The sequence below is a fragment of the Pseudomonas sp. zfem005 genome (assembly GCF_032621735.1).
GTDB classification, from domain to species: Bacteria; Pseudomonadota; Gammaproteobacteria; order Pseudomonadales; family Pseudomonadaceae; genus Metapseudomonas; species Metapseudomonas solani.
On record NZ_JAVYJE010000004.1, the window covers coordinates 534440 to 554309 of the forward strand.

The 19870-nt window shown below is 66.7% G+C and carries 19 protein-coding genes; 9 read left to right on the top strand and 10 right to left on the bottom strand.

The features are described from left to right. Positions 1–199 precede the first annotated feature (199 nt). Positions 200–538 (top strand): 50S ribosome-binding protein YggL, encoded by a 339-nt coding sequence (locus RTW82_RS31730; RefSeq protein WP_021219580.1) that lies wholly within the window; start codon positions 200–202, stop codon positions 536–538. 84 nt (positions 539–622) lie between these two features. Here RTW82_RS31730 and RTW82_RS31735 read toward each other — a convergent pair whose 3' ends face one another. Beyond that, positions 623–3583: an HD domain-containing phosphohydrolase gene (locus tag RTW82_RS31735; protein ID WP_316925195.1), complete on the bottom strand. Its 2961-nt coding sequence runs from the start codon at positions 3581–3583 to the stop codon at positions 623–625. A gap of 412 nt (positions 3584–3995) precedes the next feature. Here RTW82_RS31735 and RTW82_RS31740 point away from each other — a divergent pair, with 412 nt between their 5' ends. Next, positions 3996–4655 carry a response regulator transcription factor gene (locus RTW82_RS31740; protein WP_316925245.1) on the top strand — a complete coding sequence of 220 codons (660 nt, stop codon included), beginning with the start codon at positions 3996–3998 and terminating at the stop codon, positions 4653–4655. Between the two features lie 133 nt (positions 4656–4788). On the opposite strand, the gene RTW82_RS31745 is transcribed toward RTW82_RS31740, so the two are convergent. The 6 genes from RTW82_RS31745 to RTW82_RS31770 all read right to left on the bottom strand — a co-directional run bounded on the left by RTW82_RS31745 (position 4789) and on the right by RTW82_RS31770 (position 9694). Continuing rightward, on the bottom strand, positions 4789–5880 hold the full coding sequence (locus tag RTW82_RS31745; protein WP_316925196.1) for an FUSC family protein: 1092 nt from the start codon (positions 5878–5880) through the stop codon (positions 4789–4791). Positions 5881–5929: 49 nt separating this feature from the next. After that, a complete protein-coding gene (locus RTW82_RS31750; protein ID WP_271660478.1) occupies positions 5930–7261 on the bottom strand; it encodes a deoxyguanosinetriphosphate triphosphohydrolase in 1332 nt (443 codons plus the stop codon). Positions 7262–7367: 106 nt separating this feature from the next. After that, positions 7368–8531: an EAL domain-containing protein gene (locus RTW82_RS31755; protein WP_316925197.1), complete on the bottom strand. Its 1164-nt coding sequence runs from the start codon at positions 8529–8531 to the stop codon at positions 7368–7370. 112 nt (positions 8532–8643) lie between these two features. Further along, complete coding sequence (locus tag RTW82_RS31760) at positions 8644–8988, bottom strand: hypothetical protein (protein ID WP_043243884.1); 345 nt, start codon at positions 8986–8988, stop codon at positions 8644–8646. Beyond that, the gene (locus RTW82_RS31765) at positions 8985–9377 is read right to left on the bottom strand and encodes a phage holin family protein (RefSeq protein WP_410478791.1); all 393 of its coding nucleotides are present in this window, start codon (positions 9375–9377) and stop codon (positions 8985–8987) included. Before RTW82_RS31765 ends, RTW82_RS31760 begins: the two co-directional genes overlap by 4 nt. A 2-nt stretch (positions 9378–9379) precedes the next feature. Continuing rightward, positions 9380–9694 (bottom strand): YqjD family protein, encoded by a 315-nt coding sequence (locus RTW82_RS31770; protein ID WP_316925199.1) that lies wholly within the window; start codon positions 9692–9694, stop codon positions 9380–9382. A 352-nt stretch (positions 9695–10046) separates the two neighbouring features. On the opposite strand from RTW82_RS31770, the gene RTW82_RS31775 reads away from it, so the two are divergent. Further along, positions 10047–11255 carry an ammonium transporter gene (locus RTW82_RS31775; protein WP_316925200.1) on the top strand — a complete coding sequence of 403 codons (1209 nt, stop codon included), beginning with the start codon at positions 10047–10049 and terminating at the stop codon, positions 11253–11255. A 76-nt stretch (positions 11256–11331) separates the two neighbouring features. Here the strand turns inward: RTW82_RS31775 and RTW82_RS31780 are convergent, their stop codons facing one another. The 3 genes from RTW82_RS31780 to RTW82_RS31790 all read right to left on the bottom strand — a co-directional run bounded on the left by RTW82_RS31780 (position 11332) and on the right by RTW82_RS31790 (position 14222). Continuing rightward, on the bottom strand, positions 11332–12627 hold the full coding sequence (locus tag RTW82_RS31780) for an OprD family porin (protein WP_184489208.1): 1296 nt from the start codon (positions 12625–12627) through the stop codon (positions 11332–11334). Between the two features lie 105 nt (positions 12628–12732). After that, positions 12733–13599, bottom strand: a complete 867-nt coding sequence (locus RTW82_RS31785; RefSeq protein WP_316925201.1) for an MBL fold metallo-hydrolase — start codon at positions 13597–13599, stop codon at positions 12733–12735. A 29-nt stretch (positions 13600–13628) separates the two neighbouring features. Beyond that, positions 13629–14222, bottom strand: coding sequence for a glutathione S-transferase family protein (locus RTW82_RS31790; RefSeq protein ID WP_316925202.1), 594 nt, complete (start codon positions 14220–14222; stop codon positions 13629–13631). Between the two features lie 156 nt (positions 14223–14378). Here RTW82_RS31790 and RTW82_RS31795 point away from each other — a divergent pair, with 156 nt between their 5' ends. The 6 genes from RTW82_RS31795 (at position 14379) to RTW82_RS31820 (ending at position 19862) form a co-directional block, all read left to right on the top strand. After that, positions 14379–14960 (top strand): TetR/AcrR family transcriptional regulator, encoded by a 582-nt coding sequence (locus RTW82_RS31795; RefSeq protein WP_316925203.1) that lies wholly within the window; start codon positions 14379–14381, stop codon positions 14958–14960. A gap of 108 nt (positions 14961–15068) precedes the next feature. After that, positions 15069–16229, top strand: a complete 1161-nt coding sequence (locus RTW82_RS31800; protein WP_316925204.1) for a DUF5610 domain-containing protein — start codon at positions 15069–15071, stop codon at positions 16227–16229. 46 nt (positions 16230–16275) lie between these two features. After that, a complete protein-coding gene (locus tag RTW82_RS31805; protein WP_021219565.1) occupies positions 16276–16515 on the top strand; it encodes a glutaredoxin family protein in 240 nt (79 codons plus the stop codon). Between the two features lie 194 nt (positions 16516–16709). Further along, positions 16710–17186, top strand: coding sequence for a MarR family winged helix-turn-helix transcriptional regulator (locus RTW82_RS31810; protein ID WP_316925205.1), 477 nt, complete (start codon positions 16710–16712; stop codon positions 17184–17186). Next, complete coding sequence (locus tag RTW82_RS31815; protein WP_316925206.1) at positions 17179–18660, top strand: efflux transporter outer membrane subunit; 1482 nt, start codon at positions 17179–17181, stop codon at positions 18658–18660. The genes RTW82_RS31810 and RTW82_RS31815 overlap by 8 nt, the downstream gene beginning before the upstream one ends. A 14-nt stretch (positions 18661–18674) precedes the next feature. Next, entirely contained in the window at positions 18675–19862 is a 1188-nt protein-coding gene (locus tag RTW82_RS31820; RefSeq protein ID WP_021219562.1) for an efflux RND transporter periplasmic adaptor subunit, read from the top strand. The last annotated feature ends 8 nt before the right edge of the window (positions 19863–19870 follow it).

Genomic DNA, 19870 nt, shown 5'->3' on the forward strand with positions numbered 1-19870 from the left:
GCAAATTGGCATGGCAGGTTCCCACGACGTGTTCGGGAAATGGTGCGCATTATGCCGCAAGCGTTTCCTGGGCGCTCGTGCCGCTGACCGCTCGCACGCTCTGCGGCGGGCTTCGTTGTGCCGTTCCGCCACGCGGGCGGGCAAGCCGGCGGGGAAACTGCTAGAGTGCCGCGCTTGAACACATGAAGAGGATTGCCTGATGGCTACTAACCGTTCCCGCCGCCTGCGAAAAAAGCTTTGCGTCGATGAATTCCAGGAGCTGGGTTGCGAGCTGAGCCTGACCTACAAGGACGGGCTGGCCGAAGCGGAGCTGGAAAGCTTCCTCGATCAGTTCATCGACGATGCCATCCAGGGCAATGGCCTGGGCTACGTCGGTGGCGATGACTACGGTTTCGTCTGCCTGTCCAAGCGCGGCTCGGTCAACGAAGAGCAGCGCAGCAAGCTGGAAGCCTGGCTCAAGGGCCGCAGCGAGCTGGCCAGCTTCACCCTGAGCCCGCTGGTGGATGTCTGGTACCCGGAAAACCCGATCAACCAGTGATCCCGGCGGTCATGAAAAGGGGCGCACCATGCGCCCCTTTTTCATGCCTGCGATTTGTCTCCCGCCGATGCGAGATACCGCGGGTTACCCAGCCAGGCCCGCCCGCTCGAGGATCGATCCTTCGTCCACCGAATCGATCTGCTCCGGCCGCAGGAAGCGCTCGGCGTAGTCGCGGTACACGCCGGAGCGGATGAACAGGCCGAACAGCTCCGGGTCGATGTGCGCGCCCTTGCACATGCCGACCATGATCCCCAGCGCCTCGGACAGCGTCTTGCCCTTCTTGTAGGGGCGATCCACGGCCGTCAGCGCCTCGAAGATATCGGCGATGGCCATCATCCTCGCCGGCAGGCTCATCTGCTCGCGACTCAGGCGTTTCGGGTAGCCGCTGCCGTCCATCTTCTCGTGATGGCCGCCGGCGATCTCGGCCACGCCCCTGAGGTGTGGCGGGAAGGGCAGGCGATCGAGCATGAGGATGGTCTGCACGATGTGGTGGTTGATGATGTAGCGCTCCTCCGCCGTCAGCGTGCCGCGAGCGATGGAGAGGTTGTGCAGCTCGCCACGGTTGAACTTGTGGGTCGGCACCTCGAGCTTGAAGCCCCAGGGGTTGTCGGCCGTCATGCGCTCGCCTTCCGGGCGCTCCAGCAGGTGCTCGGGGCGGTCGGCCAGCAGCGGCTCTTCTGCCGGTAGCGGGCGGGGCGGGGTGCGGGCCATGCGTTGTGCCTCCTCCCAGGACACGCCGAGGCGGTCGTCCAGGGTACGGCTCCAGGTGCGCGAGGCGATGCGCTGCAGGCGCTGCTGGTCTTCCTCGGCCATGAACTCGCCGCCCAGGTTGCTGCGGGCGATGAAGGCGAACTCCTCGTCCAGGGCGGCCAGCAGCTCGTCGCGCAGCTGTGCCTGCCCGGGTTCGTCGGCGCCCTGGGCGACGGCTTGCCAGTAGCGGACCCAGGCATCGCGCTTGAGTACCTCGAAGCGCATGCGCACTTCGTGGATACGGTCGTAGAGGGTTTCCAGCTTGGTGGCCTTGTCCACCACGTATTCGGGGGTGGTGACCTTGCCGCAATCGTGCAGCCAGGCGGCGATGTGCAGGGCTTCCCAGTCTTCGTCGCTGGGGTTGTAGGTATGGAACGGCGGCTCGTCGCTGGCGGCAGCGGCGCGGGCCAGGGCCAGGGTGATTTCCGGTACGCGCTGGCAGTGGCCGCCGGTGTAGGGGCTCTTGGCGTCGATGGCGCCAGCGATGAGCTGGATGAAGGCGTCGAGCAGTTGTTTTTGCTTCTCCAGCAGGCGCTGGCTTTCGATGCACAGCGCGGCGACGCCGGAAATCGCTTCGACGAAGGCGATGCGCTCGGGCTTGAGCATGGCCAGTTCAGTGCCGTCGCCGGTGTCGCGGTGCAGCAGCACCAGCACCCCGACCGTGTCGCCCTGGCGGTTGTGCAGGCCGGTGCTGACTAGGTGCACGCGCGGGCTTTCCAGGCTTTGCAGCACCTGGCGGAAGCCGTCGGCCTGGTCGTAGCCGAAGGTGCGCAACTGGCTCGGCCCGCCGCTGGCCGGCAGGCGCAGCCAGTCGGGCAGGTCGTCGTCGTTGAGGGCATGGCTGCGCAGGTCGTGGCTTTCGAGGTCGTGCTCGCCTTTCTTGCCGAGGAACAGGCCGTTGGGCTCGAGGCGTCCGCTGGTGGTATCCAGCAGGTAGATGAAGCCGCCCGAGGCTTCGCTGATGGTCACCGTTTCTTCCAGCACGCGGCGCAGCAGGGCGTCGAAGCGGTTCTCGGCGGAGAGGCTGGCGGTGATCTCCAGGAAGCTGGCCAGGGTGTCTTTCATCCGCGCCATGGCCACGGCCAACTGGTCCACTTCCAGCACCGGCGAGCGGCCCATGGCCGGCGCTTCGAAATTGAAGCTGCGGATCGCCTCGGCTTCGGCCACCAGGGCCTTCAGCGGCTTGACCAGGACCCGCGACAGCAGCCAGCCGAGGGGGATGCACAACAGCAGGATGCACAGGGTGAGCACGGCACCTTGCCAGCGGATGCGGTAGGCGTCCGCCAGCAGTTCGTCCTCGGGGGCCAGCAGGGCCAGGTAAAGCCCGTCCGGCCCCCCGGATTGCAGATGGTTCTGCGACACCACCCAGCGCCGCTTGGCCAGTTCCAAGGTCGAGCGCTGGTCACCGGAGAGGCCGAGGTCGAGCAGCGCGGCGATGGCCGGGTCGAGGTCACGTGCGCGGGCCAGTTGGGGCTTGTCGTCGACCCGCACGATGAGCCGGGAACTGTCCGGATAGGCCACGGCGCTGCCATCCGGCGCGAACAGCAGCACCTGGGTGGAGGGGGTGACCCGGTGCTGCGCAAGGGTGGCGGAAAGATCGTTCAGGGTCAGGTCGGCGGCGATCACCGCGTCGCTGCCGGCCGGCAGGGCCAGGGTGGTGCCCACCGCGCCGGTGGAGAAGAACACGTAGGGCTGGGTGGTGATGTGCCGGCCCTGTTCCAGGGCGCGTGAATACCAGGGGCGGTTGCGCGGGTCGTAGCGCTCGTTGAGTTCCTGGCGCCGGCTGATCAGCTTGAGTTCTTCATCGAAATACAGCGACTCGGAGCGGGCGCGGGCGAGGTTGTCGCGCTCGATGCTCCAGACCTGGTAGGCGGCACCCGTCGGGGCATCGAAGCGCTGCTTGAGCTCGGGAGTGCGCAGCGGCCGGACCATGAAGAAGTCGCCGTCGTCGAAGCCCAGGTAGAGGGAGGCGAGCTTGGGGTTGTCGCGCAGCGCCTGGGCGAAGCTGCGCAGGAGTTTTTCCTGGCGGTGGTAGCCGTCGTCGAGCTGGGTGCCGGGGTCGAGGGTGAGCAGATTGAGCAGGTGGTAGATGGGCTGGTAGGTGTGCTCCAGGTCAATCGCCACGTCCTGGCTGATGCGTTCGAACAGCGTGTCGCTGCTGGACAGGATGATCTGGCTCGTCTGCCGGTAATTGAAGACGCCGAGCACGACGCCGGTCAGCAGCAGCAGGAGCGTGAACAGCAGGCTGATATGCACGTGCAGAGGAAAACGACGTTCGACCGGCTTGTACGGCATTGCCCGAACTCCTTGAATCCCTGTCCTGGAGAAGACCCGGATGGAGCATAGATGAGCCCCTGTGCGGATGCGTGCCCGGTGCCAGAAATAACGACACCTTGGCCAGCTCTGCCGGATGGGGGCTGAAGTGGGGCGGGCGATCGCCTTGATCCCACGGCGGGCGTCGGGCGCTGTGTGAACGCTCCGAAGAGGGGGCCGACGGCAGGCTGCGATGCACGCTACCCGGTACTTTTCAGGCGAGTTCCGTACCGCTTTCGTGAGGATGGTGTAGGCGCAGTCGCAAGATGTTGAAAGTCTTGTCCTGAAGCTTCAGCAGTGCCCCCGAGGGTGCTCGACAGGCTTGATGGCGCCTCTATCTTGGCAGCTTCGTATCGCCGCTGATGGAGACGCAAAGGTGAGCAAACTCGTAGACATGGACTCATTCCTTCGCACGGGTGCCGAGTCCCCGGGCAAGGTCCTGATCGTGGATGACCATCCCGTCATTCGCCTGGCCGTTCGCTTGCTGCTGACACGTGAGGGCTACCAGGTGATCGGCGAGACCGACAACGGCGTCGATGCCATAGCCCTGTCCCGTGAGCACCTCCCCGATCTGGTGATTCTCGACATCGGCATTCCCAAGCTCGGCGGGCTCGATGTGATCGCCCGCATCAGCTCCCTCGACCTGCCCTTGCGGGTGCTGGTGCTGACCGGGCAGAACCCCAGCCATTACGCATCCCGTTGCATGCAGACCGGGGCTGCGGGCTTCGTCTGCAAGGGCGGGGACCTGGGCGAGCTGACCGCCTCGGTGCGTGCCGTGCTGTCGGGCTACAGCTACTTCCCCAGCGAGGTGATCCGCAGTGGCAAGCGCCAGGTCGGGGTGCCCAGTGACACCGAACTGATCGAGCGCCTCTCGGACCGCGAGCTGGTGGTGATGAAGTACCTGGCCAATGGATTGACCAACAAGCAGATCGCCGACGAGATGTTCATCAGCAACAAGACGGTGAGCACCTACAAGTCGCGGTTGCTGCTCAAGCTCAACGCACGCTCGCTGATCGAACTGGTGGAGTTCGCCAACCGCAACGACTTGGTGTGAGTCGCTCGATGGCAGCGCATCCGCAGCGGTGCGCTGCCATCGATCCTTCCTTTCCTGTCCCTTCTCCTGCCCCTTCCTGCCAGTGCCCGCTTCCGGTGCTCACGCTGGCTTTTTCCCGATGCAGCCGTCGGGCCTATTCCACAGTGGGCTGCGGCGCGTGGTGATCGGTGTCGGAGGGAGTCGGCTCTGCGACCTTGCGCTCGCCCCAGCGCAGGCGTGCCCGGTGGGCCGCGTAGGCCATGAGCAGCGCCAGGGCGCAGCCCAGCAAGCTGTTGTAGAGGCGCACCTCGGGCAGGTGCCAGTCACGGGCGAGGCTTTCGGAAAGCAGTACGAAGCAGACGGTGGTCTGCACCACGAACAGGCCGTAGTGCTGGGCGATGAAGGCGCGGCTGAGCACGATCAGCGGCAGCATGCAGGCCACCAGCAGCGTCGGGCTCTGCAGCCAGTGGCCGAAGAGAATCAGCAGCAGCGCGCCGATGAGGGTGCCGAGGCCGCGCTGGATACCGCGCACCAGGCTGCTGTCGAGTTCCATCTGCAGGGTGGTGACCACCGTCAACGTCAACCAGTAGCCGCGCGGCATGCCGGTGAGGTTGGCGGCGAGGCCGGCGAGGGCGATGGCCAGGGTGCAGGCCAGGGCGTGGATCCACCAGAGCCGCCTCGGCAGGCGAGCGGCATGGCGGCGCAGCACGCGGATGAAACCGAGCATGCGCGGCAGCAGGGGCCACAGACGCAGGCCGTGCATGCCGCGCAGGAAGAACGCCAGCAGCATCACCCAGAGGCCGCCGATGGCGAACAGCGCGCCTACCGCCAGGCCGTTGTTGAGGCTACCGCTGCCGGCCTGGCCCTGGCCGAGGCAGAGGCACACCGCCAGGCCCACGCCCAGCTTGCCCAGCTCGGTGCCGTAGCGTTGCAGCAGCGCCAGGAGGAAACCCCAGAGGGCGAAGCTGGCGAGGCTGAGCAACGGGTGGCTGGCGGCCCAGAAGCCGACGCCTGCGCTGAGGGCGCCGAGCAAGGTGAGCAGCAGCATGCGCAGCATGCCGAAACGGTGCATGGGGTTGGCCAGGGCGGCCTGGAAGGCGCCGGTTGCGGCCCAGAGAAAGCCGGTGTGGGCGGTGAACAGACCGAGCATCAGCGGCAGGCCGCACCCCAGGCCCGCGATGGCGGCCGGGCCCCAGGCGGGAGGGCCGGTGTGCCAGTGCAGGCTTTGTCTGAGCGCCTTGCGCATCTGTCGTGACTCCTTGCTGCGGCCACCTCCCACGGGTGGCCTTGTAACCCTAGACGGGACTGGAGCGCCCGGTCATTTCGCGGGCCATTTCCGTGGCGTAGCTGTCGGTCATCCCGGCGATGAAATCGATCACCCGCAGGAATGAGCGGTACAGCGGCCAGCTCGGGTCCGGGGCGTTGTTGCCGAGCAGGTCGAGGATGCGCCGGTTCTTGAACGAGGGCGTGCGCCCGCCATGCTGCTCCAGCGCCGCACCGCAGAACGCGTTGAGCAGGATCTCCAGGGTGGTGTAGGCGCCAATTTCATGGAGCGTCTTGCGCTTGTCCTGGAAGATGCGCTCGCGGGCGATGGCCTTGGCGCGCAGCACGCAGTGTTTGGCCGGGCCGTGCATGTGCTCCACCAGGTCGCCCTGCAGGGTGCCGCTGAGCAACGCGCCCTGCTGGTCGACGAAGGCATGGGCGGCGGCATTGGTCAGGTGTTCGATGGCCTTGCCGCGGAGGATCGCCAGCTTGCGCCGCCGCGAATCACGCGGGCCCAGCTGGCGGTAGGTTTCCGGCAGGTCGTCGCCCACCAGGCCGAGCAGCACGGCCTCCACCTCCTCGTAGTCGAGCAGCTCCATTTCGAGGCCGTCTTCCAGGTCGATCAAGGCGTAGCAGATGTCGTCGGCCGCCTCCATCAGGTACACCAGCGGATGGCGCGCCCAGCGCTGCTCCTCCAGTTGCGGCAGACCGAGCTTGTGGGCGATCTGCTCCAGCAGCGGCAGCTCGCTCTGGTAGCAGCCGAACTTGTGTTTCTTGTAGCCAAGGGCTTCGGCGTGGCGGGCCGTCCAGGGGTACTTGAGGTAGGTGCCGAGGGTGGCGTAGGTCAGCCGCGTACCGCCATCGAACTGGTGGTATTCCAGCTGGGTGAGCACACGGAAGCCCTGGGCGTTGCCCTCGAAGCTGAGGAAGTCGGCGCGCTGGGTGTCGCTCATGGCGTCCAGCCAGCCGCGTGCGCAGGCCTGCTGGAACCAGTGGCGGATGGCGTCCTCGCCGGAATGGCCGAACGGCGGGTTGCCGATGTCGTGGGCCAGGCAGGCCGACTGCACGATCACGCCGAGGTCGGCCGGGTCGCACCAATCCGGCATCTCGTCACGCAGCACTTCACCCACGCGCATGCCCAGGGAGCGACCGACGCAGCCGACCTCCAGGGAATGGGTCAGGCGGGTGTGGATGTGGTCGTTGCTGGAGACCGGGTGGACCTGGGTCTTGCGCCCCAGGCGGCGGAATGCGCCGGAAAAGATGATGCGGTCATGGTCCTTGTGAAACGAACTGCGGCCCAGTTCCTCGGTGCTGTGCACCGGTTTGCCGAGCCGTTCACGGGTGAGCAGTGTCTGCCAGTCCAACGCCAGTCCTCGCCTTCAGTGGCTGAAGGGGGCTAGCTTCCGGATTAACGCGGGGCACCGCAAGGGGACCAAGGGCGAATGCGCGAGTTCCCGCAGGCGCCGTCCGTCAGAGCCCGGCAGCGTCGATGTCCACCAGCAGCAGGCGGTCGCCGTTGTCGATGAACTGGCCGGCGGTCAGGCAGTACTGGTTGGTGGTGGCATCGCGGTAGGTGCTGGAGAGGGTTAGCCGGCGTTCTTCCCAGCCCTCGGCGAGCAGGTGATAGAAGTACGGCCGCCAGGACCAGTTGTGGCCCTGGTAGCGGGCGTCTTCACGCCATTGCTGGCCGTGCCATTCCAGGTTCGGGGTGAGCTGGGTGCCATTGCGGTCGCATTGGTAGATGCGCAGCAGCCAGGGGTAAAGCTCGGGGGAGGGCAGGGCCTCGAGCCGTGCGTGGCCTTCGGCCCAGCTGCGCAGCTGGTTCATCAGCTGGGTCAGTTGCTGGCGCATGGTCATCAGCCGTGCGCGTTCGGCCAGCTTGCGCTGCACGTACTGGTCGCGCAGCTGGGCGAAGCGTTCGACGAAGGCGTCGGCGGCGAAGAATTCCAGCTCCGGCTTGGCGAACAGGTAGCCCTGCACGTAGCGGGCGCCGCACTCCAGGGCGAAGTCCAGCTCGGCCTCGGTTTCCACGCCCTCGGCGATGATCCAGCAGCCGGTCTTCTCGGCCATCTGCGCCAGGGCCTTGACCACCTCGCCGCTGGGGCCGCCCCGGGCCGCGGCCTGGAACAGCTGCATGTCGAGCTTGAGGATGTCCGGTTGCAGGGCCAGCACCCGGTCGAGCTGGGAGTAGCCGGCACCGAAGTCGTCGATGGCGATGCGTGCGCCGGCCTGGCGGTAGCGGGCGACCACGTCCGGCAGGCGCTGGCTGGCGCCGCCCAGTTCGGTGATCTCGAAGACGATGCGCTCGGGCGCCACGCCGTTGCGCTCCAGTTGCTTGAGGCTGGGCAGGGCCTGGCCCGGGCGCAGGCGGCTGATCCAGCGGGGCGAGATATTGATACTGAGGAACCAGTCCGCCGGTGCCTCGTGCAGGCGCTTGAGGGCGTCCTCGCGGATTTCCCGGTCGAGGCGGCGCAGGGCTGCAGGCGGCACCTTGGAATCGGCGAACAGCGGGCCGACCGAGAGCAGCCGGCCATCATCCTGGCGTAGGCGCCCCAGGGCTTCGACCCCGGCGATGCGTCCTGTCGCGGTGTCGATGAACGGCTGGAAGCAGGCAAGCGGTTGCCCCTCTATCACGGTGACTCCTTAGGGCTGGCCCGAAATGCACGCGCTCGTCGAAACGACGCGAAGGGAACCGGTCTCTACCGGCTCCCTTGCATAGCAAGAATGTGGCCAGCTTGTCCGACGATCAGACCTTTGGAGGGGATGGCGGCTTCGCGGAGGGGCGGCGCAAGGCGGCGCCCAGCAAGGGCATCAGGCTGCTGCCCAGGCGGATCAGTCGAGTCAGATTGCCACTACGGGCGGCGAAGAAGCCCAGGGCGGCGACCCCGGCAATGCCCCAAAGTGGAGCATGGGGCATGCCGCCCAGTTGCTGCTGCCAACTGTTGGCGATGCCCTTGGCGCGGCGCAGGGGCTGGGTAAGGACCAAAGTCTCGTGGCGGATCTCCTGGCGGTGCATCTCCAGGCGCAGGCGCACCAGCGCCTTGCGCAGTTCGCGGCGGGAGGTGGTGCGGTGCGTTTCGGGCAGGCTCATGGCATCAGGCGCTCGCGGTCCTGGGCCAGCTCTTCGAGCGTGGCGGAGAAGGGGGAGGACTCATCGTCCACGGCCTGTTTCAGGCGCCAGGCGCAGTAGCCGGTGAGCAGGAAGTAGAAGAGGCACAGGCCGCTGATGGTTTCGATCCGTGCAGTGTCCCAGAACAGCACCAGCAGCAACGCGGATAGTGCCACCAGCAGGAGCAGGGCGAAGATCAGCGACAGGCCGGCGAACAGCAGCAGGCGCAGGGTGTTGGCCTTCTGCTCCTGCAGCTCGATGCCGAACAGCTCGACGTGGCTGTGCAACAGGCCGAGGAAGGCGGCGCCGAGGCGCCGCGGGGAGGGGCCTTGGCCCGCGCTCTGCGGGCCGGATTCCATTCCCGGCTCCATGGTCAGCGGCGCGACGCGAGCAGACCGAGGAGGAAGCCGATGCCGGCGGACAGGCCGATGGTCTGCCAGGGGTGTTCCTGCACGTAGTCCTCGGTGGCGGCGACGGCGGCCTTGCCCTTGTCGACGATCTTCTCTTCGGTCAGTTGCAGGGTTTCGCGGGCACGCTTGAGGGATTCGTGGATCTGCAGGCGCAGTTCCTCTGCCTGGTCGCCGGCCAGGCTGGCGGTGTGTTGCAGCAGTTTCTCGGTGTCGCCGACGAGGGCCTGGAATTCGGTCAGCAGGTCGTCCTGAGCGCGGCTAGCGGTCTTGCGGGGCATGGCGTGAATCTCCTTGGAGGGCTTGGTTGTTGTGAGTCGCCGCGCTTGGGTTAGGTTCCGCCGATATTTGCCCACGGGCGCTGGTATGGCGCTTGCAGCGCCCTGGTGCGCCAGCGCGCCGGAGTGCTCCGTTATCGGGCATTCCCAAAGGCTTCGACAGGGCTGTCGAATGCTGGCAAGCACATGAAAAACAAAGAGAAAGCCTGAAAATTCAAACTGCCGTCTGCATCGCTTCGCCCCGTTTTGGCCACCCGCTCCGACCCGTTCGGGGGCGTGGTGGCTTCAGGGTGGTGCGCGTCCGGCGCGATTTGACCCGTATTGGTGCTTTTTCCCTGCCGGAGCCTTCCTGCCAATGGAAAACCTCAACAGTGCCGTGCAAACCCTGATCCACGGCTCCAACACCCTGTTCATCCTGATGGGCGCCGTGATGGTGCTCGCCATGCATGCCGGCTTCGCCTTCCTCGAAGTGGGCACCGTGCGCCAGAAGAACCAGGTCAATGCGCTGTCGAAGATCCTTTCGGACTTCGCCATCTCTACCCTGGCCTATTTCTTCATCGGCTACTGGGTGGCCTACGGCGTGACCTTCCTGCAGCCGGCCGGCGAGCTGGCGGCCGACCATGGCTACGCGCTGGTGAAGTTCTTCTTCCTGCTGACCTTCGCCGCCGCCATCCCGGCGATCATTTCCGGCGGCATCGCCGAGCGCGCCAAGTTCGGCCCGCAGCTGTGCGCCACCGCGCTGATCGTGGCCTTCGTCTATCCCTTCTTCGAGGGGCTGATCTGGAACGGCAACTTCGGCCTGCAGGACTGGCTGAAGGCGAGCTTCGGTGCCAGCTTCCATGACTTCGCCGGCTCGGTGGTGGTGCACGCCGTGGGCGGCTGGCTGGCCTTTGGCGCGGTGGTCTTGCTGGGGCGCCGTGACGGCCGCTACCGCGACGGCCGCCTGGTGGCCTTCGCCCCGTCGAACATCCCCTTCCTGGCGCTCGGCTCGTGGATCCTCATCGTCGGCTGGTTCGGCTTCAACGTGATGAGTGCGCAGACCCTGCAAGGCGTCAGCGGCCTGGTGGCGGTCAACTCGCTGATGGCGATGGTCGGCGGCACGGTTGCCGCGCTGCTGGTGGGCCGCAACGACCCGGGCTTCCTGCACAACGGCCCGCTGGCCGGGCTGGTGGCGATCTGCGCTGGCTCCGACCTGATGCACCCAGTGGGTGCGCTGGTGACTGGCGCCATCGCGGGCGGCCTGTTCGTCTGGGCCTTCACCGCAACCCAGGTGAAGTGGAAAGTGGACGACGTGCTGGGCGTGTGGCCGCTGCACGGCTTGTGTGGCGTCTGGGGCGGTATCGCCTGCGGCATCTTCGGCCAGGAGGCCCTCGGCGGCCTGGGCGGCGTCAGCCTGGTGAGCCAGTTGATCGGCACCGGCCTCGGCGTGCTGGTGGCGCTGGTGGGTGGCTTCCTGGTCTACGGCCTGCTGAAGAAGACCCTCGGCATCCGCCTGTCCCAGGAGCAGGAGTACTACGGCGCGGACCTGTCGATCCACAAGATCGGCGCCACCAGCCAGGATTGATCGGGCCAAGCCCGGCACACTCCCATTAAATGAAGAAGCCCGCCGATTGGCGGGCTTTCTCGTTGCGCGGTGGCGACTACCAGAGCGGTACCACGTAGCTGACGATCAGGCGGTTCTCGTCGATGTCGCTGCCGAAGTTGGTGGAGCGCACCGTCGCGTTGCGCCATTTCACGCCAAGGTTCTTCAGCGGGCCGTCCTGGAAGACGTAGGCGATGTCGGTGTTGCGTTCCCATTCCTTGCCTTCGGGGCGACCGGCGCCCAGGTCGACGTTGTCGCCGGACAGGTAGCGGGTCATGAAGGTCAGGCCGGGGATGCCGATGGAGGCGAAGTTGTAGTCGTAGCGCGCCTGCCAGGATTTTTCGTCCTTGGCGGCGAAGTCGCCGATCTGCACGTAGTTGACCAGGTAAGGGTCGGTGCCGTTGATGTAGGCGTAGCCGGTGTCGCCACTCATGCTCTGGTAGCCGAGGCCGAAGGCGTGGCCGCCCAGGGCATAGGTGAACATGGCGCCGAAGGCCTTGTTGTCGACGTTGCTGTTGCCTTCGTCGGTGGAGCGGGCGTAGCGGATGTCGCTCTTCAGCGATTGCTTGTCACCCAGCGGCAGGGTGTGCAGCACGGTGAAGATGTGCTGTTTGTAGAACTCGTCCAGGTTGCCGTAGTTGTAGCCGGTGGAGAGGCTGTCGTTCCACTTGTAGGTGGCGCCGGCGAAGTTGAATTCGTCGCTGGTCTGGCCGCCGCGGAAGGTGATGCCACGGGCACCGCCGGCACCGGTGGAGGCGACGCGGCTGTTGGTGATGGTCATGTCCTCGTAGTCCGAGGAGTCGCGCTGGTTGACCTGCTTGAGCTGGCCGGCATCGAGGGTCAGGCCGTCGATTTCCATCGAGTTGATGTGGCCGCCCTGGAAGGTCTGCGGCAGCAGGCGCGAGTCGTTGTACTGCACGGTGGGCAGCTTGGGCAGCAGGGTGCCGACCTTGAGCACGCTCTTGGAGGCGCGCAACTTGGCGGTCAGGCCCACTTCGCCGTATTCGTCCTGGGCGCGGTTGGGCGCTTCGCGGTCGCGCTTGAGCAGGCCGGTGCCGGTGCGGTCGGGGCTGGAGTCGAGCTTGATGCCCAGCGCGCCGATGGCGTCGACGCCAACGCCGATGGTGCCTTCGGTGAAGCCGGATTCGTAGCGCAGCAGGAAGCCCTGGGCCCACTCCTCGGCCTTGGATTGGGCGGCGCCGTCCTGGCGGAAGTCACGGTTGAAGTAGAAGTTGCGCAGCTCGACGCTGGCCTTGCTGTCTTTCAGGAATTCGGCCTGGGCGAGGCCGGGCAGGGTGAGGCCGGTGCTGAGCGCTGCCAGGGCAATGGCGTGCGCGAGCGAGGTCTTGCTCATTGTTATTGTCTCCTCGTTGGGGTTTCGGGGCGGTTGGGCCGCCCCGTTGCAACGAGTGGAATTAAGCATCTGGTAACAGAATCGTCATTTAGACATTGGTCGGCCTCACTGCACCCACTGCGGGTAGTAGCCGAGGCGGTCCTGCACGGCGGCGTCGTGGGCCGGCACCACGGTGAGGTTCGGTTGGGCCAGCAGCAGGTCGTGCACCCGTTGCAGCTGGGCACGGGTGCCGTCGCGGTCGTTGTCCACCATCCGCCGGCTGACCCAGAACTTCTCGTGGGGCCCGGTGAAGCCTTCCAGGCGCCAGCTGGTATCGCCGGTGAAGAAGAAGCGCCGGCCGTCGTCGAGGGTGAGGAACAGGCCCACCGAGCCTGGTGTGTGCCCGGTGAGCGGTACCAGCACCAGGCTGCCGTCGCCGAACAGGTCGAGGCTCTGGTCGAAGCCCATGTAGGGCTCGGGCAGGAACTCGAAGGGCTGCCAGAGGACCTTGTGGGCGAACTGGCTGGGCAGCACCGCCGGCGGCGTGGCGATGTGGCTGAACTCGATTTCCGCCCAGGGCGCCCAGACCGGCACCTCGGGGAAGTCGGCCAGGCCCGAGGCGTGGTCCCAGTGGGCGTGGGTGAGGAGGATGCGGTCGACGCGGATGCCGTCACGGTCCAGTTGGTCCCGTGCGGGGGTGACGGTTTCGTACTTGAACAGCGGTTTGTCCCACCAGGGCATGTCGCCCTGGAACTGGGCGTCCACCTGGCGGCCGAGCCCGGTATCCAGCAGCAGGGTCGCGGCGTGGTGCTGGATGAGCACGGCGACGTGGTTGACCGCGACGGTCTGCGTCCACTGGCCGCCCTCCATGGTGAAGGCGTCGAGGGTTTCGGCGTGGGAGGTTTTCACCAGGGCGAAGCGCAGGCCCTGGGCGCTGGCGAAGGGGCTGGCGATCAGCAGCAGGCTGGCGAGGAGGGGGGGGAGCAGGCGCATGTACGGCTTCCTTGCGATGGCGGAGAGGTTCAGAGGTGCGGCAGCTCGACATAGCCGGGCAGGGCGCGGATGCGATCGCACCATTGGCGGATGTGCGGGTAGGGGGTGAGGTCGAGTCCGCCTTCCTCGGCCATCGCCAGATAGGGGTAGTTGGCGACATCGGCGACGCTGGGCGCCTCGCCTTCGGCCAGCCAGGCGTGCCGGCCCAGTTGCAGCTCCACCATCGCCAGCACCTGGCGCGCCTTGGCCTGGGTGGCTTCGAGGTCGCCGGGCCGGCCGAACAGTTTCATCACCCGCGCGGCGGCCGGGCCGTGGTGCAACTCGTTGGCGGCGTAGCTCAGCCAGCTGGCGATGCGGCCCTGCTGCAGGGCATCGTCGGGCAGCCATTGCGGCGCATAATGGCGTGCCAGGTAGACGAGGATGGCCTGGGAGTCGGCCAGGCCGTTGCCTTGGTCCACCAGCAGCGGAACCTGACCCCGTGGGTTGATAGCAAGGAATGCCGGTTGCTTCTGTTCGCCGGTGGCCAGGTTGACCGTGATGAGCTCGGCGCGCTGGCCGATCAGGCCGAGGAATAGGCGCACCTTGTAGCAGTTGCCGGAGAGGGGGAAGTCGTGGAGCTGCATGGTGGTGATCCCTGTGGTCGTTGTGCGGCTGGATATTAGACAGACAGGTCTGTATATTTCAAGCGCCAACTCCACCCCGTTGCCAGAAGGCAGCGGTGGTGCGGGTTTGAGCCGGTGCGGGCGGATGCGCATAATGCGCCGGTCAGGAGGTTCCACATGGCTTCGAGCAAACGCGATCAGTTGATCGACACCGCCATCGCGCTGTTCTACCGCGATGGTTTCCACGCCACCGGCATCGACCGCATCCTCGCCGAGTCCGGCGTGGCGAAGATGACGCTGTACAAGCACTTCAAGTCCAAGGACGAGCTGATCGAGGCGGCATTGCGCCAGCGCCTGGAGCCCAGCCGCCAGATGATGGCCTGGGCGCTGGAGAACCTGGCGCCGAAGGCGGCGATCCTTGCCGTCTTCGATGGCCTGCACCAGTTGCTGCATGGCAAGGAGTTCTTCGGTTGCGCCTTCGTCAACGCTGCCGCCGAGTTCCATGACCGCGAGCACCCGATCCACCGCGTCGCCGCCCTCCACAAGGCCAACGCCCAGCTGCATTTCCGCACCGCCCTCGAACGCCTGGGGGTCGCCGAACCCGAGCGCCTGGCGCGGCAGTTGCAGTACCTGATGGAAGGGGCGATCACCATGGCCCATGTGCAGGGGCCGGCCGAGCAGGCGCGGGAAGCCAAGGACGCCGCAGCGGTGCTGTTGGGCGCGGCGGGTGTCGCCACGTCGGACGCGACGAACGTCTGACGTCAATATCGGTCACTGCCGTCCATCGGCTGCGAACGGATTCGTTCTCAAGGTTTTCCCGGGGCTGCCGTCAAATCGGTGTACATCCGATTCTCCGGGACCGCCACTATGAAGACCCTCGATTCCCTGGCTTCCGCAACCACGCGCCCGAGTTATCTGAACAAGATTGACAGCGCGACCCGTAACGCCACCAATGCGCAGAACGTGTTGGCCAACCGTGTTGCCCAGCGCCTGGGCATCGAGCCCGGCAGCCTGGCCGGCAAGACCCAGGATGACTACACGCCCGACAAGGTGGCCGGGCGCATCCTCGACTTCGTCGGCGGGCGCATCAAGGCCGAAGCGGCCAATGGTGCCGACACCGAGAAGCTGCAGAAGATGCTCGACCAGGCCCGCGAAGGCGTGGAGAAGGGCTTCGCCGAGGCGAAGAAGATCCTCCAGGGCCTGGGTGTGCTCGGCGGCAAGATCGCCAGTGACATCGAAGACACCTTCGGCAAGATTCAGGATGGCTTGAACAACCTGGCCAGCTCCCTGGGCCTGGATGGCAACACGCCGAGCACCGGTACTTCCGGCAGCACCAGTGTCAGCAGCTCCACCCAGAGCTTCTCCGCGCGTTCCTCGACCTTCGACATGGAGGTGACCACCAAGGAAGGCGACAAGGTGAAGATCTCCATCGCCCAGGCCTCGGCCGACTGGTCGAAGACCTCTTCGACGAGCGCCGACAAGGACGGCAAGAGCACCTCGGGCACCCGTTCCGAGTCCGGCAGCATGCAGATCGGCGGCTGGAAGGTGCAGGTGGATGGCGACCTCAACGACGAGGAGAGGGCCGCGCTCAGCGACCTGCTCGACCAGGTGCAGGATGTCTCCAGCAAGTTCTACTCCGGTGACCTCAACGGTGCCTTCGACCGCGCGCTGGCCCTGAACATGAACGGCGATCAGCTGGCTTCCATGTCGCTCAATCTCACCCAGACCAGGGTCAAGGCCACCAGCACCTACGGCTCCGTCGCCCAGGAAGGCGGCCAACCGGCCAGCGCGGTGAACACCTCGCTGCAGGACTACGCGAAGGGCATGCTGGAAGCGCTGAAGAACGCCGCCAAGCTCTCCGACGACCCGAAAGGCACGTTGCAGGACCTGCTCAACGGCGGCTTCTCGCTCAACGACCGCCTCAGCGACAACCAGTTGGACAAGGCCCAGGCGTTCAACAGCAAGCTGCTGGAAGGGCTGCAGAACCTGCTGCCGGCCACCGCCAAGGACGACTCGGCCAAGGCCTGAGGCGTGCTAGAATCCGCGCCTTTCCTGATTGGCGAGGCGCGTGGCGATGCTCCCCGAATGCAGCCTGTTCGGCACCCTGGGTTGCCATCTCTGTGAAGTGGCGGAGGGCGTGCTGATGCCCTTCGTCGAGCATGGCCTGATGGTCGAACTGATGGACATCGCCGACCGCGAGGAATGGATGGACGACTACGCCCTGCGCATTCCCGTGTTGCGTCGCTGCGACACCGGTGCCGAACTGGACTGGCCTTTCGACGCGGCCAAGGTCGCCGCCTTCCTCGAACGCTGACCGCCGGTCGGCCGCTTCCCCTCTCCGTACCTTCTCTCTGCACGTCACGGCAGCCCGTGGCGACTGCCTTTGCGCCGATCAATCCCCCTTTCGCGGAACGGATTGTCGATTTAATGCAACAGTGAATACCTTGCCAAATGTTTCGTCGCTCGTATGATTGCCCAGTCAGTTACTGCCTAGGCAGATATTAGCCAATGAAGCACTACAGCCCCGCCGACTACCCCTTCACCGGCTCCGTCGGCCAGTACATCGGGCGCTCCGCCATGCTCAAGGACCGCCTGCTCGATCGCTACCTGGCGCCCCTGGACATCACGTCCGCGCAGTTCAAGGTGCTGATGTTCATCTACATGGACCGCGCCAACACTCCGGCCGACCTGTGCCGCGAGCTCTCGGTGGACAGCGGCTCCATGACCCGCATGCTCGATCGCCTGGAAAAGAAGGGCCTGCTGCTGCGCAAGCCCTGCCCGGAGGACCGTCGCAGCGTGCGCCTGGCCCTCAGCGAGGACGGCCTGCGCATCAGCCGGCAGATGCCGGAGATCGTCGCCGACGCGATGAACGAACTCACCAGCCCGTTGACCAGCGACGAGCTCCGCACCCTGGTGGGGCTGCTGGGCAAGATCCTGCAAGGGCGCGACCCGTGCGCGCCGCTCGGAGCGACCGACCATGAATGAATACAGCCGCACGGCCCGCCTGGGGCGTAGCGCCCTGGTGCTCGGTGCCGCCCTGGCCCTGGCCGCCTGCGCCAGCTCCAGCGGCCTGGAGCCCGAGGGCAGGACTCTCGATGCCGCCTCCCTGGAGGCCGGACGCAGCCTGGCTGGCACGCCTCTCAGCGCCGCCGCCTGGCCGCGCCAGGACTGGTGGAAGCAACTGGGCGATGCCCAGCTCGATGCCATGGTGGAGGAAGCCCTGGCTGGCTCGCCGGACCTGCAGGTGGCCAGCGCCCGCACCCGCAAGGCCCTGGCCGAAGCCCAGGCGCAGGACGCCGCGCGCATGCCCAGCGTCAATGCCAGCGCCAGCTATTCCGGTGCCCGAGCGCCGGAGAGCGTGGTGCCCGCGCCCATCGGCGGCAGCTATGCCGCGGTGAAGTACCTGTCCCTCGGTTTCAGTTACGACCTCGACCTCTGGGGCGGCAAGCGTGCCGCCTGGGAAGCCGCGCTCGGCCAGGCCCGCGCCGCCGAGGTGGACCAGCAGGCCGCGCGCCTGAACCTGTCCGCCAGTGTCGCCCGCGCCTACAGCCAGCTCGCCTATGCCTTCGTCGCCCGTGACTTGGCGGAAGAAGAGTTGAAGCGCTCCGAACACCTCTACAGCCTCAGCAAGCAGCGCCTGGCCGCCGGCCTGGACAGCAAGGTGCAGCTGCAACAGAGCGAGGCCCAGCAGGCCGCCGCGCGCCAGCAACTGCTGGCCGCCGAGCAGCAGATCGACAGCGATCGCATCACCCTCGCCGTGTTGCTGGGGCAGGGCCCCGACCGTGGCCAGCGCATCCAGCGCCCCGTAGTGCTGCAGCCCACCGCCCTGGCGCTGCCGTCGAACCTGCCGGCCGAACTGCTCGGCCGCCGCCCGGACGTGATCGCCGCGCGCTGGCGCGTCGAAGCGGCGAGCAAGGGCATCGAGTCGGCCAAGACCGGCTTCTATCCCAATCTCAACCTCAGTGCCATGGTCGGCCTCGCCGCCCTCAGCAGCGGCGACCTGTTCCAGGGCGACAGCCGCTTCTACCAGGTGGCGCCGGCCATCTCCCTGCCGGTGTTCGATGGCGGCCGTCTGCGCGCCAACCTGGCCGGCGTGGACGCCGACTACGACCTGGCCGTGGCCCAGTACAACAAGACCCTGGTGGGCGCCCTCGGCGAGGTCAGCGACGACCTCAGCCAGCTGCGCTCCCTGGCGCAGCAGATCGAGGTGCAGCGCCAGGCCCGTGACATCGCCAAATCCAACTACGACCTCGCCATGCGTCGCTACGGCGAAGGCATCGGCAACTACCTGGACGCCCTCAGCGTCGAGCAGCAACTGCTGGTCACCGAACGCCAGCTGGCCAGCCTGGACGTCCAGCAGATCGACACCTCCGTGCGCCTGGTGCAGGCCCTCGGCGGTGGCTTCCAACCCGAACAGACTCCGCTCGCCCAGGGCGCCCGCCCGGCCGCCACTGAATGAACGAGGCACAGACCATGACCACCCAGACTTCGGAAACCGCCGTTCAAGGCAACCCCAAGCGCAAGCGGATGCTGCTCATCCTGCTTGCCGTGATCCTCATCCTCGCCGCCCTCAGCTTCGCCTGGGAGCAGCTCTTCGGTCGCTGGAGCGAGCACACCGACGACGCCTACATCGGCGGCAACGTGGTGCAGATCACCCCGCAGACCGTGGGTACCGTGACCAGCATCGGCGCCGATGACGGCGACCTGGTGCACGAAGGCCAGGTGCTGGTGCGCTTCGACCCCAGCGATGCCGAGATCGGCCTGCAGCAGGCCGAAGCCAACCTGGCGCGCACCGTGCGCCAGGTGCGCGGCCTGTACAACAGCGTGGACGGCTACAAGGCCGAGGTGGCGGCGAAGAAGGTCGCCCTGGAGAAGGCCCGTGCCGACTTCGCCCGCCGTCGCAACCTGGCCAAGGATGGTGCGATCTCCCAGGAGGAGCTGGCCCACGCCCGTGACGCCCTGGACTCCGCGCAAAGCTCCCTGACCAGCGCCGAGCAGCAGCTCAACAGCAGCCGTGCCCTGGTGGACGACACCGTGATCGCCTCCCACCCGGATGTGAAGGCTGCCGCCGCGACCCTGCGCCAGGCCTACCTGGAAGACGCCCGCGCCACCCTGGTGGCACCGGTCACCGGTTATGTCGCCAAGCGCACCGTGCAGCTGGGCCAGCGCGTGCAGCCCGGCACCGCGCTGATGGCGGTCATCCCCCTGGACCAGGTGTGGATCGACGCCAACTTCAAGGAAACCCAGCTGAAGAACATGCGCATCGGCCAGCCGGTGGAGATCGAGTCCGATCTCTACGGCGGCGACGTGAAGTACAGCGGCACCGTGGACAGCCTCGGCGTCGGTACCGGCAGCGCCTTCTCCCTGCTGCCGGCGCAGAACGCCACCGGCAACTGGATCAAGATCGTCCAGCGCGTGCCGGTGCGCGTCCGCATCAACCCGGAGCAGCTCAAGGAGCACCCGCTGCGCATCGGCCTGTCGATGAGCGTCAAGGTCGACCTGCACGACCAGAGTGGCCCGTCCCTGGCCCAGCAGGCACCGAAGAAGCCGCTGTTCGCCACCGACGTCTACCAGCGCCAGCTGGCGGAAGCCGACCAGTTGATCGAGCAGCTGATCCACGCCAACGGCCCGGACGCCACCCACAAGACCGCGCAGCGCTGAGACGGCGA